Genomic DNA, 15,991 nt, shown 5'->3' with positions numbered 1-15,991 from the left:
ATGAAAAAATTCATACTTCTTATTTGTTTTTTGCTGTTGTCAATAACTTTATTTGGGCAAGATTTGCTGTTGAAAGGAAAAGTCGAAAGTAACGGTGCGGCCATATCTAAATCTAGCTTGCGTATTATCGAATTGCAGCGATCAACGCAAACCAATACAGATGGAGAATTTGGTTTTACGGCATTAAAAGCAGGTAGCTATCAAATTAGAATTACAGCGATTGGTTATAAACCGCAAGTGATAAATATTGAACTTTCTTCGGATACCGTCCTGAATTTTAATCTGGAAGAGCAGAAGGAAGATTTAAGTGAGGTGGTAATTACAGGTACACAAAAGGAAGTAAATAGGCTCGAAAGCCCAGTGCCAGTAGAAATTTACACTGCCAAGTTTTTTCAGAAAAACCCAACCCCAAGTATTTTTGATGCGCTACAGAATATCAACGGCGTGCGACCTCAGTTAAATTGTAATATCTGTAACACAGGCGATATTCACATCAATGGTTTAGAGGGGCCATATACCATGGTAATGATTGATGGAATGCCAATTGTGAGTAGTCTTTCTACTGTTTACGGATTGTCGGGCATTCCAAATTCTTTAATAGAAAGGGTAGAAGTGGTTAAAGGACCAGCTTCTTCTCTGTATGGTAGCGAAGCTGTTGGCGGTTTAATCAATATCATTACTAAAGATGTAGGTAAAGCTTCCAATTTAAGTGCCGATTTGATGACCACAAGCTATTTGGAACATAATTTGGATGTAGGGTTTAAGGTAAAAATACATCCTAAATTGAACGTACTCACTGGTTTAAATTATTTTAAATACGGGAACAAAGTGGATCATAACCATGATAATTTTACAGATGTTACTTTGCAAGATCGAATTTCGGTATTTCAAAAATGGAATTTTAGTAGAAAGGAAAATCGATTGTTCTCTTTAGCAGGTAGGTTTTTATACGAAGATAGATGGGGTGGCGAAATGAACTGGACAAAGGCTAATCGTGGAGGAGATGAAGTGTATGGCGAAAGTATTTATACCAAACGTTTCGAGTTGTTAGGAAATTATCAATTGCCTATCAAAGAGAAAATGTTCTTTGCATTTTCTTTGACAAGCCATCATCAGGATAGTCGTTACGGAACTACGTCTTATATCGCTAGACAGAATATTGCCTTCTCGCAACTTACCTGGGATAAGAAAATTAATCATCATGATTTACTTTTCGGTACGGCTTTTCGTTACACTTATTATGATGATAACACGCCCGCTACGTTTTCGCAAGCCAACGGTAATACTCCCGAAAATACTTACCTGCCAGGGATCTTTGTACAAGATGAAATTAAGTTTGCTCAAAAACATTCGGTTTTATTAGGGATACGTTATGACTATAATTCGAACCACGGTAATATTTTCACGCCTCGTTTTGCTTATAAAATCAATTTTGATGAAACGAGTATTTTAAGATTAAACGCAGGGACTGGCTTTAGAGTAGTAAATATTTTTACGGAAGACCATGCCGCCTTAACTGGCGCTAGGGATGTGGTAATTGCGAATGAACTTAAGCCTGAAAAAAACCTACAACATAAATTTGAATTACCTGAAAAAGCTTTACACCAACGATGGAAATATATTTACGTTCGATTTTTCGGCCTTTTACACGCATTTTAACAATCGTATTGTAGCAGATTATGAAACTAACACCACGCAAATTATATACGATAATTTAACTGGTTATGCCGTAAGCAAAGGCTTAACAGGAAATTTGGATGTCAGCTTAAATTTTGGTTTAAAATTAAATGCTGGGATTACTTTACAGGATGTCGGTTTGGTAGAAGATGGGATCAAAACCCAGCAAATACTAACTGAGAAATGGATGGGGACTTGGTCGGCTTCTTATTTAATTAATACGCTAAATTTAGGGATAGATTATACAGGTAACATTTACGGTCCAATGCGTTTGCCTTTGTTGAATGATTTAGATCCTCGTATGCCTAATTCTCCTGTTTGGAGTTTGCAAAATATTCAGTTCACTTACCGCGGGTTCAAGAACTTGGAAGTATATGGCGGTGTAAAAAACTTGCTGAACTTTAAACCAACTAGAAATAATCCGTTTATTATTGCTAGGGCAAATGACCCATTTGATAAGCAGGTACAATTTGATGCAAATGGAAATGCAATGGCTACGCCGACTAACCCTTACGGTTTAACTTTTGATCCTAGTTATGTATATGCCCCAAACCAAGGGATTAGGGGTTTCTTTGGAGTGAGGTATAATTTGAGGTAGATTTTTGTTGCTGATTATAAATTAAGGGTGTTCGAAACAAAACTATATAAAATCCTTAGGTTGGAAATTATACTGGCAATATGAATGGGGATAATAACAAATCGAAGAGCGGTAACATTATTTCATCCAATCTTACAATAAATTAAGGTTTCGAACACCTGTAATTGCGATTCCGCCGATAAGTCCTCGGAATTGCAAATTCCGAAGAGGTGAGTACGATAGGGTATCATTTAATGCTTTATTTCAGAAATTAATAATCATTATTGTAATCCAAATAGATATAGACGCGATGTTCTATGCTGTTTTTTCTGTGGCTGGATCGAGTTTTAAGGATCACAAATCTGCCGATGGTGGTTTGACATATAAAACCATAAAGTTTTAAGAAATTTAACTAATTTCTGAAGTCTAATAATTAGCCTTATTTTTGTAAATACTTAGAATATAATATTTTATATGGACAAAAACATTTGTAACAAGCTATCTAATATTCACGATTTTCTTTTAAAGAACAAAAATTTTTGCGGCGACTACATTATTTATGAGAAAATAATGCTTCGAAATAGGAAAATTACTGTTGATTTTCTTAAACAATTCAAGGAAATTAAGGTTAAATTTTTTTTCAATGAAAGCTATCTTAAAAAAAATGATTTATACGGGGTTTATTTCAATTCTGATGCTGTGGTCGACACAAAAACAGCTTTGAAGATACATACTGAATTTCGTAGGGTTATTTTGCGTTTTTGGTTATACAAATTAAAGGATGTAGTAAGAGATTTTTTGAATCTTTTGAAATCTGAAGAATTTAGAAAGAACTGCTATGGATATTATAAGAATGATGGTGATAATATTAAGTTGATTGATAATGAACGTTTTTGGAAATTCATATCTCAAAAGGTGCTTTATGCTGAATTGGTATTTGATTTTCTCTATGCTGCAAGCTTTCTTATTAAAGACTTCGATTTTTTCAACCAACAAGTGACAACTAAATTGATAATTAAACTAGGGGAGCTAGATCGTTTATTTAAGGAAAATGAAGAAGTCTACAATTTTGAATTTTTAAGAGTTAGCTAGCATCCAATCGCTCTTCGCGATTACAAAATTAGGGGTGTTCGAAACTTAATTATATAGTTATATAACTTACGCTCTTCCTAATTTGCAATCGCGAAGCCCTATTAGCGGATTTTACACACTTAGGAATAACTTAATAACAGCTCTCGTTTTTTTATACTGTATATTTTGTTTATCGAATTGCTTTTAGATAAGTTTCTGGAGACATAATAGAGAGCTTACTCGTTTTATAATCTTTAATATTTCGGGTAATGATTACCTTAATTTCTTTATGGCTTTTTGCTGCAAAATTTTGTAACGCATCTTCAAAATCTTTAAAATTGGAATTCATGGCATCTAATATTGTTTCTTTACCTATAACAACTACGTCTATTATTCCTAGTAGTGCTCTTAAATTTTCAATTACTTTTTCATGTTTTGCTGTTTTTCTTAGGAGATAGTAGATGTTACTAATCATTACTGGTGTCACAAATCCATTAATTTTTCGTTTTTCGCATAGTGCTAAAATTTTAGATGCATCATCAGAGAAAGGTAATCTATCAAAAAAGAAATCGAGAATAACATCTGTATCGATTAAAATTTTTTCCATTACAAATATTTTTCAGATAGACGATCTGTTAATTCCTTTTTGTAATCGAAATCTGCGGGTAATTTAAATGAGCCTTTTAATGATTTAACAGTTGGCGTTAATTGATCCTCAATAGGCGTTTCGCTTGTTAAGGCTTTTAAGTAGTTTTCAACCAAATCTGATAAGCTCCTCTTTCTCTTTCGAGCATATTCTTTAGCTTTCTCTATAGTATGCTGTTCTATAGTCAGCGTTAGTTTTGTATTCATAATTTTATACCTTTTGCATAAAGATACAAAAATAAATGTTATACGTGTTTATTTTTGTTTTTTTACACGTGTTTGGCTGGGTTTTAAGCTTACCTCACAATCAACACCGGAATATCCACTTTGTGCCTTACCGAATCTACCGTTGTACCAAATATCAAATCTTTTAAACCTTTATGACCGTGGGCACCCATTACCAAAAGCTCCAATTTATTGGTATTACTGATCTCTGCAATAGCTTTAGCGGTACCTCCAAAACCAACATGTGGCGTAGCGTGATAGCCTAAATCTGCGAGGTTTTCCTGATATTTTTTAAGATTGTCAATATCGGCTTGTGTCTCGTGATCCATTGCCGTTTTGCCATGATAACGGGCGGCTGCGGTTTCTACCACGTGAATTAAATAATAATGGGCTTCTTTTCCGCCCTGTATTAGTGCATGGCGGATGGTTTTTCTGTCATTTTCAGAGAAATCTACCGTAATGCCAATGCGTTCGTAATTGATTTTTTCTACGCGGCCAATAGCTAGTGCATCGCCATGTGGAACATTACCAATTCGCTGTTTTTTACCGACGAAAGGATAGATGAAAATGTAAACTAGCAATACTAAAATAAGAATAGAGATAGGAAGTACAATTGCGTACATATACCAAGCGTTGTGAGATTCTGCCATCCAGCCGCCAATTTCTTCTATAGCTAATTTGATGTTTAAAGCAACGATCACTGCCGCACTTAACCAAGCCAGTACTTTAACCCAAGGTTTAATGGTAAATTCTTTCATCTCCTTTTTATCCGAGTTAAGGTGGATTAAAGGAATTATGGCAAAGCCTAGCTGTAAACTCAAAACCACCTGACTTAAAATTAGCAAGCCTCCCAACGCATCATCTCCAAAATAAAGGATAGTGAAAAATGCAGGTACGATAGCCAATAAACGCGTAATTAATCGGCGTAACCAAGGTTGTATCCTTAGGTTTAAATGACCTTCCATTACAATTTGGCCGGCTAGCGTGCCTGTAACAGTGGAACTTTGCCCGGCAGCAATTAAGGCAATGGCAAATAGGGCAGGAGCTACGCTGCCGAAAATGTTAGAAAGCAATTCGTGGGCATCTTGTATCTCTGCCACTTCATGAAAACCATTTTTATAGAACGCTGCCGCTGCTAAAATTAAAATGGCCGCGTTAACAAAAAAAGCTAAATTTAGTGCAACAGCAGTGTCTATAAAGTTAAATTTAATGGCTTCTTTAATTCCTTTGCTGTCCCGTTCAAATTTTCGCGTTTGCACCAACGACGAGTGTAGGTAAAGGTTATGCGGCATCACGGTTGCACCAATAATACCAATGGCAATGTAAAGTGCCTCGCCTCCCAACATAGAAGGTTCAAAACCTTTGGCAATTTCTTTTAGCGAGGGTTCAACAATAAACATTTCTACCAAAAAGGAAAGCCCTACAATAAATACCATAGAAACAATGAAAGCTTCCATTTTGCGCATGCCTTTGTTGAGCAAGAAAAGTAAGAGAACGGTATCGAAAATGGTAATAGAAATGCCCCAGATTAAAGGCAAACCGAAGAGTAAGTTTAAGCCAATCGCCATCCCTATGATTTCGGCTAAATCACAAGCAATAATCGCTGTTTGCGCTAATATAAATAAAGGGAAATTAACCCATTTAGGATAAGTATTTCTCGAAGCTTGTGCCAAATCTAGCCCTCTTACAATACCCAAACGAGCGCTTAGCGATTGTAAAAGCAGAGCGATAAGGTTAGACATGAGCAAGACCCAAATCAACTGATAGCCAAATTTACTACCTCCAGCAATATCTGTAGCCCAGTTACCAGGATCCATATAACCAACGCTTACCAAATACGCAGGGCCTAAAAAAGCCAATATTCTTCGCCAACCCTTTTTTTGGCCGGTAGCCACACTTTGGTGTACTTCGCTTAACGATTGCTTCTCTGCCATTAGTTTTTGGTAATTAAAATGTGCTTAGCTACTTCTCTACTAATATTTGTTTTTTGTTGTTCAACCAACAATTCTACCGAGCCGTCAAATTCTAAAACTTCGACAATTTCTATGCGTTTGCCTAAGGTTAGGCCAAGTTTTTCCAAGTGCTTAAGAAAGGCTGATGAGTGTTCGCTCACACCAGTAATCGTTCCTTTGTCGGTAGCGTTAAGTTTACTTAATTTGATGAAAGAAAGATCGGCGAAGTTGCCGTTTTTATCCGGAATTAGGTCGCCATGAGGATCTACTTTTGGGAAATCTAAGAACTCATCTAAACGTTCAATTAACAGATTAGATTGGATATGTTCCAATTCTTCGGCTACATCGTGTACCTCATCCCATTTAAAATTGAGCTTATCTACCAAAAACACTTCCCAAAGTCGGTGTTTTCTTACGATATTGACAGCTGTTAACTTTCCTTTTTCCGTTAATGTTACCCCTTGGTACTTCACATAATTAATCAGTTCTTTTTCCGACAGCTTTTTAATCATATCGGTAACCGATGCCGCTTTGGTTTGAATACGCTCGGCAATGGCATTAGTTAATACAGGGTTACTAATTTCTGATAAATGATAAATGATTTTCAGGTAGTTCTCTTCGGTATAAGATTGCATTTTTGCTTTTCTAATCTATTATTTAGACAAATCTAAATATTTATCTATAAAATTTTATCTAAATTTTTACATTATTTTTAGAATAAAATTTTGCGAGTTGGCTGTCCTGTTATATCTTTGGGCAATTCAAATAAAAAGTATGGCCTTCGAACTAGATAAAATCGATTTTAAAATCTTAAAATTATTGCAAGAGAACGGTAGAATTACCAATTTGCTGCTCTCGCAAGAGATCGGTTTATCGCCAGCGCCAACTTTAGAACGTGTGCGTAAGTTAGAAATGTCTGGCTACATTAAAAGTTACCATGCTTTGGTTGATGAAGAAAAATTAGGTTTAGGTATCAAAACTTTCATCCAAATTCAGCTAGATTTTCACAAGAACAATACCATTCAAATCTTTTTAGATGAGGTTAATCAAATCAAAGAAGTAACTGAATGTCACCACGTAACTGGTCAGGCAGATTTTTTATTGAAAGTTTATGTAAGCGATATCAAATCGTACGAACGTTTAATTATGGATAAAATTAGTAAGATTTCTGTAGTGAAGACTTTTCAAACGATGATGATCATGTCTACTACCAAGAAAGAACCGATTGTACCGTTGGAATATTAATAGGGATCAGGTATTAGTAGATAGGTATTAGTCTTAATTGAAATCCTTGTCAATCGTAATTCGTAGATCTAAAATCGTAAATCAATCGATTTGCCAATTAACCTCTTCTTTTCCTTCTTTTTTAAGGATGGCGTTGGTTTTAGAAAATGGCTTTGAACCAAAGAAACCATTGTAAGCTGAGAATGGCGATGGGTGTGCGGAGCTGATGATGAAATGCTTGCTCTTATCAATTAAAGCTTCTTTTTGTTTGGCGTAATTACCCCAGAGAATAAATACTAAACCAGTTTTTTTAGCAGAAAGTTCGGTGATTACTTTGTCGGTAAATTGCTCCCAACCTTTTTTCTGATGTGAGCCAGCGGTATGCGCTCTAACCGTTAACGTAGCGTTTAATAACAGCACACCTTGGTCTGCCCAAGCCGTCAACTCCCCATGATTTGGTATTTTGAAATCAGAGAATTCATCCGCGAGTTCTTTGTAAATATTTTTAAGCGATGGCGGAGGAACTACACCTTTTTGCACAGAGAAAGACAAGCCATGTGCTTGTCCCACGCCGTGGTAAGGATCTTGACCTAAAATTACCACTTTAACTTTTTCAAAAGGCGTATGTTTAAAAGCATTGAAAATATCCGAACCTTTGGGAAATACGGTAAAACCAGCTTGTTTCTCTTGCTGAAGAAAATCTTTAAGTGATTTCATGTAGGGCTTGTCAAACTCGCCCTCCAATACTTTAAGCCAACCTGGTTCTAAATCTACAGCCATTTTTTTAGTTAAAAGTGTAAAGTCAAAAGTTGAGTTATTTTATTTCTTAACCGTCAAAATTTCTATTAGATCTAGTTCTATACTTTTTTTAGGGCTTTCTACTATGCGGCCAATTTCTTTTCCTTTTTTATCGGTAATGATAAATGTAGGTACACGTTGGATATCTAGTCCATCTAAGAGGCCATTTTCAGCTTTTTTAGCTCCGTCAACAGCAATGAAAGAAATATTCTTTTCATTAACCTGAACCGCATCAGTTATTTTTAAAAAATTAGGTACTTGATATTTGCTATCGCCACACCATGTGCCTAACACCACTTTAATCTTTTTGTCTTTCATTAATTTGGTTAGTTGCGGCAGCGATGCAGAGTCTACTTTATAGTTTTCGTAGTTCGCATCGTAACTTGCTTTAAATTCTGGGAACTCTACTAAGCCCTCTCTTGAACACTCGTTTAACATGATTTGTTTATGTTTAATCTGATCTTCTAGTTTTTTATTGATTTCTTGAGCGTTTGTTGTCATAAAAAACAACCCAATTATAATAGTGAATAGGTATTTCATTTTATCTAATTTTTGTTGAAATTATAAATTAAATCGCTATTTTCTGCTATAGAAAACCGATATTTGCAGAAATATTGAAAAACTATGTCAAATTTAGTACGCTTAATTATAGGCTTCGCTTTACTTGGTGCAGCAGTTGCACTTTTTATTTTAGGTCATTGGGGTTGGGGTATTCCAACTGTTTTCGTTAGCATATTTGTTTTCGTAACCTATTTTTACAACGAAAATATGCTCATTGCACAGTGGTATTTGCGTAAGGATAATATGTCCAAAGCAGAAGCTTTTTTGGGAAAGATAACCAACTACGAGAAGCAATTGAACAAAATGCAATTTGGTTATTATAACCTTTTGTTGGGTTTGATGGAATCAAGAAAGGCGCCAATGAAATCTGAAAAGTATTTTAAAGCGGCTTTAAGTTTTGGCTTGCACATGGATCACAACGTTGCTTTAGCTAAATTGAGTTTAGCTGGAATTGCGATGGGTAAACGCAATAAACGCGAAGCTCAAATGTATTTAACAGAGGCAAAGAAAGCCGATAAGAATAAATTATTGGCTGATCAGATTAAACAAATGAAAGACCAGCTGGGCATGTTAGATAAGCAACAACAAGTGCGCTACAGCCACAGATAGAAATATAAAAAGAGCTAATGCCTATAGGAATTAGCTCTTTTTATTTGTCGCATAGGCGATCAAAGTTGTCTTCGTAAGCAGCATCTGCTCTGCTCAACAAATCATCATCATCTTCCATTCTCTTTTTGTTGAAGAAAAGTTCTTCTGCCTGAATACGTTTAATTAACTGACGAATAAGTGATAAATCAAAAGTGTCTTTGCTTAATTTAATGCAGTATTCGTTTTCTGTAATTTCGATACTTGAACTATTCATTTTATTTTAGATTTAGTACGGCACTAAAATAGAAAAGGCTTGTAAATCTAAATCTACAAGCCTTTTAAGTTTTTATTAAGCTTTTGTTAACTATTTGTGGCTCAAAAACAAACCGTCATCCGTTTTATTTACTTTAAGGATGTTTTTTCCAGTTAAGCCTTTCAAAGTGGTATCCCATTTTTTGTTGCTCCAGTCTGTTAATTGTGCTTTTACGTCACTTAACAAGTATTGTTCGCCTTCTTTTACCAAAGCGTATAATTCAGCTTCTTCAGCAGAAAGCTCAACTTTCTTTTTCTCTGGACGCATTTGCGGGAAGAACAATACTTCTTGGATGGTCGATTGATCGGTCATTAACATCACTAATCTATCAATACCAATACCTAAACCAGATGTTGGTGGCATACCATACTCTAAAGCACGAACGAAATCATCATCCATCGCCATAGCTTCATCATCGCCTCTGGCCGCTAATTTCAATTGTTCTTCGAAACGCTCTTTTTGGTCAATTGGGTCATTCAACTCAGAATAAGCATTGCCAATTTCTTTACCCATTACAAAAAGTTCGAAACGCTCTACCAAACCATCTTTGCTACGGTGTTTCTTCGCTAAAGGCGTCATTTCGATAGGGTAGTCGGTAATGTAAGTAGGCTGAATTAAGTTCGCTTCCACTTTCTCACTGAAAAGCTCATCAACCAATTTACCACGACCCATGCTGTCATCAATCTCGATACCTAAATCTTTACAAGTTTGAGCCAATTGCTCTTCGCTCATCTCAGAGACATCGATACCAGTATATTTTTGGATTGATTCGTACATCGTTAATTTCTCGTACGGACCAGCAAAATCAATTTCATGTCCACCAACTTTTACCACAGGCGAACCGTGGATAGCCACAGCAATTTTCTCCAAACACTCTTCCACCATCCCCATCATCCAAACGTAGTCTTTGTAAGCTACGTAGATTTCCATTGAGGTAAATTCGGGGTTATGCGTTCTGTCCATGCCTTCGTTACGGAACATTTTACCGAACTCGTACACCCCATCAAAACCGGCAACAATTAACCTTTTTAGGTAAAGCTCGTTCGCAATACGTAAAAACAAAGGCATGTCTAAGGTGTTGTGGTGTGTGGCAAACGGACGAGCCGCCGCACCACCATGCACCGCTTGTAAAATTGGCGTTTCTACTTCCATCCAGCCTTGGCTGTCGAAATAATTACGCATGGTATTAATTACCTTAGAACGGTTGATGAAGATTTGTTTGTAATCTGGGTTTACCGTTAAATCTACGTAACGCATTCTGTAACGCAACTCCGGATTGGTAAAACCATCGTAAACATTGCCTTCATCATCTCGTTTTACAATTGGCAACGGACGTAAAGATTTAGAAAGTACTGTTAATTTATTTACATGCACCGAAATTTCGCCAGTTTGAGTAGTAAAAACATAGCCCTCAACACCAATAAAATCGCCAATGTCTAATAACTTCTTAAATACGGTATTGTACAGGGTCTTATCATCAGTAGGGCAAAGCTCATCACGCTTCAAATAAATTTGGATACGACCAGTAGCATCTTGAAGTTCGGCGAAAGAAGCCGCTCCCATAATGTTGCGACCCATAATTCTACCGGCAATGCTGATGGTCTTGTATGCTGTTTTATCTTTTTCGTAGTTAGCTAAAATGTCTGCTGCATTAGCATTGATTTCGTACGCCTCTGCAGGATACGGGTTAATACCCAGTTCGCGAAGTTGTTTTAACGAATCGCGACGCAATAATTCCTGTTCTGATAATCCTATACTCATTAATTGTATTTTTTGCAAAAATAGTAAAATACTTGGTTAATGCCGCTTACACAAGCCGTTAATATCACATCGAACTGATTGCAATTATTAGGCTACGAGCTACATCTGTTATCTTACAGGCTTGGCAATTGCGTTTTTAAATCTTTTCGTTAGTTTTACTGTATGCAAACATCGCAAAAACCAGATGAGATAAGATTTGAAAGTAGTTTAGAGCTTTTAGCTAAGCAAGTGGTAGAGGGTTTTATTACTGGCTTACATAAAAGTCCTTTCCACGGTTTTTCTGTAGAATTTGCCGAGCACAGGCTTTATAATAATGGCGATAGCGTTAAAAGTATCGACTGGAAATTATTTGCCAAGACTGATAAGCTATTTAGCAAACGTTACGAGGAAGAAACCAATTTGAGGTGTCAGTTTGTAATTGATGTTTCCTCGTCTATGTACTTTCCTAACGATAAATATAACAAGCTTGCTTTTTCAGTGCAAAGTACAGCGGCTTTAATTTATTTGCTGAAACGCCAACGAGATGCATTTGGTTTGAGTTTGTTTACCGATCAATTGAAACTAAATACACCTGCAAAATCAACCAGTGTGCATCAGAAGTTTTTGTTTGCTAAATTGGAAGAAGTTTTAGCCACTTCTCAGTTAAATATACAAACGGATTTGTCTTCGGCTTTGCACCAAATTGCAGATTTAATCCATAAGCGTTCTTTAGTTGTGGTGTTTAGCGATATGTTGCAGACTGCGAATAGCACCGATAGGTTGGATCAAATTTTTTCTGCGCTACAGCACCTAAAGTTTAATAAACACGAAGTCATCGTTTTTAATGTAATCGATAAAACCAAAGAGCTTGATTTCAATTTTGAAAATAGACCTTACGAATTTGTGGATATGGAAACGGGAACAGTGTTGAAAGCACACGCAGCTAAGGTGAAAGATGCTTATTTGAAGCAGATGAATGAATACAGAAAAAATCTTACGCTAAAATGTGCGCAATATAAAATTGATATGGTTGATGCGGATATCAACGCTGGCTTCAATCATATTTTGGAAGCTTACTTGATTAAGCGCCAGAAGATGAGTTAACAAGGCTTCTCTTTCTTTCGCTATTTCGTCATTCCCGTGTATGCGGGAAGCTTAAAGCGTATAGCTAGTTATAAAGTGTGTGTTCAGATTTCAAGCATTAAGATCCCAGAAATAAATTTGGGATGACGTGTATTGTTTACGTTGAAGGCAGCACTAAAACAACACGTCTGCAATCTCAGTATTCTTGTCAAATACAGATTTAGCGAACGGACACAAAGGCATAATCTTTAAATGATTTGTTCTGGCGTATTCCACAGCTTTCATCAACATTTGTTGCCCAACTCCTTTACCTTTAAAATTTTCATTCACTTCGGTGTGATCTATGATAAATTTGGTTGGCCCAGCCCAAGTGTAAGTCATTAAACCCGCTTCTTTACCATCTTCTATAGCTTTGAAAAAGCCTCTTCTTTCTTCGTTTTCTTGAATGATTTGCATATCAATACTTTTAACTTTCTACTTTTAACTTTCTACTTTTAATTTCAACCGTTACCGCTTCAATGTTCCTTAAAATCACATTGCAAGCTTTTTTAATTTCCTCTTCTGTAATGGTTAAAGGCGGCGCAATACGCATGGCATCGCTGCAATGCAAGAACCAATCACTAATAATTCCATCCTCAATACAGGCGTCGATAATGGCTTTGTTCGTTTCAAAACTATCAAAACCTACGGCAAGCATTAGGCCTTTTCCTCTAATTTCTGTAATAGCCGGATTTTGTAACAATTGCTTGAAAAGCTCTCCTTTTGCTTCCACCTGATCCACTATTTTTTCATCCAATAAAGTCGTCAACGTGGCCAAACCTGCAGCGCAACAAACAGGATGCCCGCCAAAAGTGGTCATGTGGCCTAAGATAGGATTGTAAGACAAAACCGACATGATTTCTAGAGAGCTGATGAAAGCACCGATGGGCATTCCACCACCAATGCCTTTAGCTAGCAGTAAAATGTCAGGAACTATATTGTAATGCTCAAAAGCAAACATTTTTCCAGTTCTGCCAAAACCTGATTGTATCTCGTCGAAAACTAATAAAGCTCCGGTTTCTGTACATTTAGCTCTCAGGGCTTCCATATAAGTTTGGTCAGCCACTCTTATTCCTGCTTCTCCTTGTACTGGTTCAACAAAAACTGCCGCAGTTTCGGCGGTAATTTTATCTAAATCGGTAAGGTTATTGTGATTGATAAAATCAACGTTTGGTAAAAACGGCCCATAACCAGCAGAATAGCCCTCGCCATCGGTGCTTTTCATTAAACTTTCGGCACCTTGCGTGCTACCATGGTACGAGTTTAAACAAGCCACAAAGCCTTTTCTGCCCGTATAGCGCTTCGCTAATTTCATGGCGCCTTCCACTGCTTCGGCACCAGAGTTTACAAAGTAGGTGCTATTAAGATTATTTGGTAAAACCGATGCTAATGCCGTAGCAAAATTTACTTGCGGATTTTGAACATACTCTCCATAAACCATTAGGTGCATGTAAGTTTCGGCTTGCTTTTGTACAGCCGTCACCACGTTAGGATGGCAATGTCCTACGTTGCTAACACCAATTCCCGCAATTAAATCGATGTATGCTTTCCCTTCAGCATCGTAAATATATACTCCTTGTGCTTTTACAAATTCGAGCAATAGTGGAGTGGTAGAAGTTTGAGCGTTATGTTTTAAAAAGAGTTGTCTTTGAGTAAGCATAGCACAAAAATAGTTGATTTAATTCTCAGTTTTTTGAAAATAAGTTCAAATAAAAAAGTCCCGACAAAGGTCGAGACTTTTCTAAAGCTTATCGTTGTGCAATTTAATTTGCTGGCTGAGAAGGCATGGCCGCCCTATACTGTTGTAAAATCTCTTTCTTAAAAGCCTCTTGTGCCCTGTAGAATTTTCCTACAGTTTTTATGGGCAAGCTAGATTTGAATTTATTGTAGTATTTACGTTCTATATTCAAATCTCGTTGTCTAAAATTGAAATCGTTTAAAATTAAAGTCTGGATTTCTTCATCATCCAAATCTTCAATCTCTTTTAGTTTTCTAAAACTGATCATTTTTTGAAAGCGTTCTTTTCTCAATATAGATTGCTCTCTTACGTAATCGTTATAAATTGGCCAAAAAATCTTGGCATCTTCTGCAGATAGATCTAGTTTAGTGGTTAACCAAGCAACTTTTCTGGCTTCCATTTTTTCGCCGCCACGTGAGCCTTGGGCTATAGCCAAGCTAGGAACGAAAATTAATAGTGCAAAAATTAGCTTATTCATATTTTATAAATTGTTAGATAAATCGTTAGTAGAAAAATTATCTAAAATGTAGTTTTCCATTTCGCTTTCAGTGAAACTTGCAGTTTTAACATTTTGAGCCTCCTGCATGTATTCCATAATTACGCTTTCGTCTATATCATAAAGCATTTGCTCTTTAGCTAATTCTGTTTTGCGTAATTGGTTATTCTGATAATGTTCATTTGCAAACCAGCCCGCAGTAGAAGCAATTACTAAACATGCTGCAACAGCGTATTTAAATAGTGGTTGATGCCAAAGTTTAAGAGTTTTTTTTGTTTCTGTAGTTTTGGTAACAATGTTTTGCTGGAGTTTTTCGAAGTAACCTTCCGGAACTGAAAATCCTTGCGTTTTGGTTTTAAGTTGCTCCAAAGAAATTCTAGATGTAATCTGATTTTCTAGTGTCTCGAAATAATTTGCAGGAACAACAAACCCTGCGTCCTCATTTTTTTGTAGAGCACTGATAAATACAGATTGATTGATCCTTTCTTCTAGCCCCTCAAAATAATTAGAAGGAACTGTAAAAGGATTAGATTTTTTCAGCTTTGCTAGTTGTGGCGCTTCGTTTTCCCATTCCATATTGTCGGCCATTTTACTCATTTGTATTTATTGATGTTTTTTTTTGCAAAAGGTTTAATATCAATCTTGATTTATTAAAATTGCCTCTATTTTTTTGACAGCAATATGAAAAGACGCTTTTAGGGCGCCTACCGTAGTGCCTAAAACTTCGGAGATTTCTTCATATTTCATGTCATCAAAATATTTCATATTAAAAATAATGCGCTGCTTTTCTGGTAGCGTTAAGATGGCTTGCTGCAATTTGCGTTGAATTTTGTCGCCATCAAAATGGGTAGAAGAAGCCAATGTTTCTGCTAGTTCAGAATTTACTTCATCTAACGAAATGTTGTTTCTGTTTTTCTTTTTGTTAAGAAAGGTAATAGACTCGTTAGTGGCAATTCTGTAAATCCAGGTGTACAGTTGCGAATCGCTGCGGAAGTTATGTAAGTTCTTCCAGACCTTAACAAAAGTTTCTTGTACTAAATCATCAGCATCGTCGTGGTCTATTACCAAGCGACGAATGTGCCAATAAATTTTTTGCTGATACTTTTGTAAAAGCAAGTTGAAGGCTTCGTTTTGTGTTTTTTCAACACTAAACTTAGAGAGTATTTCTTCGTCTTCAACTTGCTTCATTTATAATTAGATAAGAGATTCGAGATTTGAGATATGAGATTTGGCTCGATGTCTCAAATCTCATATCTAATGTCTC

17 protein-coding genes and 1 pseudogene are annotated in these 15,991 nt (G+C 36.3%); 5 read left to right on the top strand and 13 right to left on the bottom strand.

Annotated features, from left to right (window positions below; all coding sequences use genetic code 11):
* Positions 1-2,275, top strand: a pseudogene (locus tag OVA16_RS19860) (TonB-dependent receptor).
* Positions 2,276-2,728: 453 nt separating this feature from the next.
* Positions 2,729-3,346 (top strand): hypothetical protein, encoded by a 618-nt coding sequence (locus tag OVA16_RS19850; protein WP_267762772.1) that lies wholly within the window; start codon positions 2,729-2,731, stop codon positions 3,344-3,346.
* Between the two features lie 169 nt (positions 3,347-3,515).
* Here the strand turns inward: OVA16_RS19850 and OVA16_RS19845 are convergent, their stop codons facing one another.
* The 4 genes from OVA16_RS19845 to OVA16_RS19830 all read right to left on the bottom strand — a co-directional run bounded on the left by OVA16_RS19845 (position 3,516) and on the right by OVA16_RS19830 (position 6,782).
* The gene (locus OVA16_RS19845) at positions 3,516-3,932 is read right to left on the bottom strand and encodes a type II toxin-antitoxin system VapC family toxin (RefSeq protein ID WP_267762771.1); all 417 of its coding nucleotides are present in this window, start codon (positions 3,930-3,932) and stop codon (positions 3,516-3,518) included.
* Positions 3,932-4,177 (bottom strand): DUF6364 family protein, encoded by a 246-nt coding sequence (locus OVA16_RS19840; protein WP_267762770.1) that lies wholly within the window; start codon positions 4,175-4,177, stop codon positions 3,932-3,934. The genes OVA16_RS19845 and OVA16_RS19840 overlap by 1 nt, the downstream gene beginning before the upstream one ends.
* Positions 4,178-4,266: 89 nt before the next feature.
* Positions 4,267-6,129 (bottom strand): Nramp family divalent metal transporter, encoded by a 1,863-nt coding sequence (locus OVA16_RS19835; RefSeq protein ID WP_267762769.1) that lies wholly within the window; start codon positions 6,127-6,129, stop codon positions 4,267-4,269.
* On the bottom strand, positions 6,129-6,782 hold the full coding sequence (locus tag OVA16_RS19830) for a metal-dependent transcriptional regulator (protein WP_267762768.1): 654 nt from the start codon (positions 6,780-6,782) through the stop codon (positions 6,129-6,131). The genes OVA16_RS19835 and OVA16_RS19830 overlap by 1 nt, the downstream gene beginning before the upstream one ends.
* A gap of 139 nt (positions 6,783-6,921) precedes the next feature.
* Between OVA16_RS19830 and OVA16_RS19825 the strand changes: the two genes are divergently transcribed.
* Positions 6,922-7,392, top strand: coding sequence for an Lrp/AsnC family transcriptional regulator (locus OVA16_RS19825; protein WP_267762767.1), 471 nt, complete (start codon positions 6,922-6,924; stop codon positions 7,390-7,392).
* A gap of 81 nt (positions 7,393-7,473) precedes the next feature.
* Here the strand turns inward: OVA16_RS19825 and ung are convergent, their stop codons facing one another.
* A complete protein-coding gene (gene ung / locus OVA16_RS19820) occupies positions 7,474-8,151 on the bottom strand; it encodes a uracil-DNA glycosylase (RefSeq protein WP_267762766.1) in 678 nt (225 codons plus the stop codon).
* A gap of 39 nt (positions 8,152-8,190) precedes the next feature.
* On the bottom strand, positions 8,191-8,709 hold the full coding sequence (locus OVA16_RS19815) for a thioredoxin family protein (RefSeq protein ID WP_267762765.1): 519 nt from the start codon (positions 8,707-8,709) through the stop codon (positions 8,191-8,193).
* An 84-nt stretch (positions 8,710-8,793) separates the two neighbouring features.
* Between OVA16_RS19815 and OVA16_RS19810 the strand changes: the two genes are divergently transcribed.
* On the top strand, positions 8,794-9,339 hold the full coding sequence (locus tag OVA16_RS19810) for a DUF2892 domain-containing protein (protein ID WP_267762764.1): 546 nt from the start codon (positions 8,794-8,796) through the stop codon (positions 9,337-9,339).
* A 40-nt stretch (positions 9,340-9,379) separates the two neighbouring features.
* Here the strand turns inward: OVA16_RS19810 and OVA16_RS19805 are convergent, their stop codons facing one another.
* Together OVA16_RS19805 and lysS are read right to left on the bottom strand one after the other, a co-directional pair.
* Positions 9,380-9,592, bottom strand: a complete 213-nt coding sequence (locus OVA16_RS19805) for a hypothetical protein (protein ID WP_267762763.1) — start codon at positions 9,590-9,592, stop codon at positions 9,380-9,382.
* A 90-nt stretch (positions 9,593-9,682) separates the two neighbouring features.
* On the bottom strand, positions 9,683-11,392 hold the full coding sequence (gene lysS / locus OVA16_RS19800; protein ID WP_267762762.1) for a lysine--tRNA ligase: 1,710 nt from the start codon (positions 11,390-11,392) through the stop codon (positions 9,683-9,685).
* A 162-nt stretch (positions 11,393-11,554) separates the two neighbouring features.
* Between lysS and OVA16_RS19795 the strand changes: the two genes are divergently transcribed.
* On the top strand, positions 11,555-12,475 hold the full coding sequence (locus OVA16_RS19795; protein WP_267762761.1) for a DUF58 domain-containing protein: 921 nt from the start codon (positions 11,555-11,557) through the stop codon (positions 12,473-12,475).
* Between the two features lie 153 nt (positions 12,476-12,628).
* Here the strand turns inward: OVA16_RS19795 and OVA16_RS19790 are convergent, their stop codons facing one another.
* The 5 genes from OVA16_RS19790 to OVA16_RS19770 form a co-directional block, all read right to left on the bottom strand.
* Positions 12,629-12,910 (bottom strand): GNAT family N-acetyltransferase, encoded by a 282-nt coding sequence (locus OVA16_RS19790; RefSeq protein ID WP_267762759.1) that lies wholly within the window; start codon positions 12,908-12,910, stop codon positions 12,629-12,631.
* A 10-nt stretch (positions 12,911-12,920) separates the two neighbouring features.
* Entirely contained in the window at positions 12,921-14,153 is a 1,233-nt protein-coding gene (locus OVA16_RS19785) for an aspartate aminotransferase family protein (RefSeq protein ID WP_267762758.1), read from the bottom strand.
* A 103-nt stretch (positions 14,154-14,256) separates the two neighbouring features.
* Positions 14,257-14,709 (bottom strand): hypothetical protein, encoded by a 453-nt coding sequence (locus tag OVA16_RS19780; protein ID WP_267762757.1) that lies wholly within the window; start codon positions 14,707-14,709, stop codon positions 14,257-14,259.
* A gap of 3 nt (positions 14,710-14,712) precedes the next feature.
* A complete protein-coding gene (locus OVA16_RS19775) occupies positions 14,713-15,324 on the bottom strand; it encodes a hypothetical protein (RefSeq protein ID WP_267762756.1) in 612 nt (203 codons plus the stop codon).
* A gap of 39 nt (positions 15,325-15,363) precedes the next feature.
* Positions 15,364-15,915 (bottom strand): RNA polymerase sigma factor, encoded by a 552-nt coding sequence (locus tag OVA16_RS19770; protein WP_267762754.1) that lies wholly within the window; start codon positions 15,913-15,915, stop codon positions 15,364-15,366.
* Between the last annotated feature and the right edge of the window lie 76 nt (positions 15,916-15,991).

The organism is Pedobacter sp. SL55, assembly GCF_026625705.1.
In the GTDB taxonomy this organism is placed as follows: domain Bacteria; phylum Bacteroidota; class Bacteroidia; order Sphingobacteriales; family Sphingobacteriaceae; genus Pedobacter.
The sequence above is the reverse complement of the archived record's forward strand: the minus strand, read 5'-3'. Positions and strand labels throughout refer to the sequence as shown.

Excerpts from the sequence above, each read along its gene's own strand:
- OVA16_RS19850 (WP_267762772.1), top strand. The coding sequence starts at position 2,729 with ATGGACAAAAACATTTGTAACAAGCTATCTAATATTCACGATTTTCTT.
- OVA16_RS19845 (WP_267762771.1), bottom strand. The coding sequence starts at position 3,932 with ATGGAAAAAATTTTAATCGATACAGATGTTATTCTCGATTTCTTTTTT.
- OVA16_RS19840 (WP_267762770.1), bottom strand. The coding sequence starts at position 4,177 with ATGAATACAAAACTAACGCTGACTATAGAACAGCATACTATAGAGAAA.
- OVA16_RS19835 (WP_267762769.1), bottom strand. The coding sequence starts at position 6,129 with ATGGCAGAGAAGCAATCGTTAAGCGAAGTACACCAAAGTGTGGCTACC.
- OVA16_RS19830 (WP_267762768.1), bottom strand. The coding sequence starts at position 6,782 with ATGCAATCTTATACCGAAGAGAACTACCTGAAAATCATTTATCATTTA.
- OVA16_RS19825 (WP_267762767.1), top strand. The coding sequence starts at position 6,922 with ATGGCCTTCGAACTAGATAAAATCGATTTTAAAATCTTAAAATTATTG.
- ung (WP_267762766.1), bottom strand. The coding sequence starts at position 8,151 with ATGGCTGTAGATTTAGAACCAGGTTGGCTTAAAGTATTGGAGGGCGAG.
- OVA16_RS19815 (WP_267762765.1), bottom strand. The coding sequence starts at position 8,709 with ATGAAATACCTATTCACTATTATAATTGGGTTGTTTTTTATGACAACA.
- OVA16_RS19810 (WP_267762764.1), top strand. The coding sequence starts at position 8,794 with ATGTCAAATTTAGTACGCTTAATTATAGGCTTCGCTTTACTTGGTGCA.
- OVA16_RS19805 (WP_267762763.1), bottom strand. The coding sequence starts at position 9,592 with ATGAATAGTTCAAGTATCGAAATTACAGAAAACGAATACTGCATTAAA.
- lysS (WP_267762762.1), bottom strand. The coding sequence starts at position 11,392 with ATGAGTATAGGATTATCAGAACAGGAATTATTGCGTCGCGATTCGTTA.
- OVA16_RS19795 (WP_267762761.1), top strand. The coding sequence starts at position 11,555 with ATGCAAACATCGCAAAAACCAGATGAGATAAGATTTGAAAGTAGTTTA.
- OVA16_RS19790 (WP_267762759.1), bottom strand. The coding sequence starts at position 12,910 with ATGCAAATCATTCAAGAAAACGAAGAAAGAAGAGGCTTTTTCAAAGCT.
- OVA16_RS19785 (WP_267762758.1), bottom strand. The coding sequence starts at position 14,153 with ATGCTTACTCAAAGACAACTCTTTTTAAAACATAACGCTCAAACTTCT.
- OVA16_RS19780 (WP_267762757.1), bottom strand. The coding sequence starts at position 14,709 with ATGAATAAGCTAATTTTTGCACTATTAATTTTCGTTCCTAGCTTGGCT.
- OVA16_RS19775 (WP_267762756.1), bottom strand. The coding sequence starts at position 15,324 with ATGAGTAAAATGGCCGACAATATGGAATGGGAAAACGAAGCGCCACAA.
- OVA16_RS19770 (WP_267762754.1), bottom strand. The coding sequence starts at position 15,915 with ATGAAGCAAGTTGAAGACGAAGAAATACTCTCTAAGTTTAGTGTTGAA.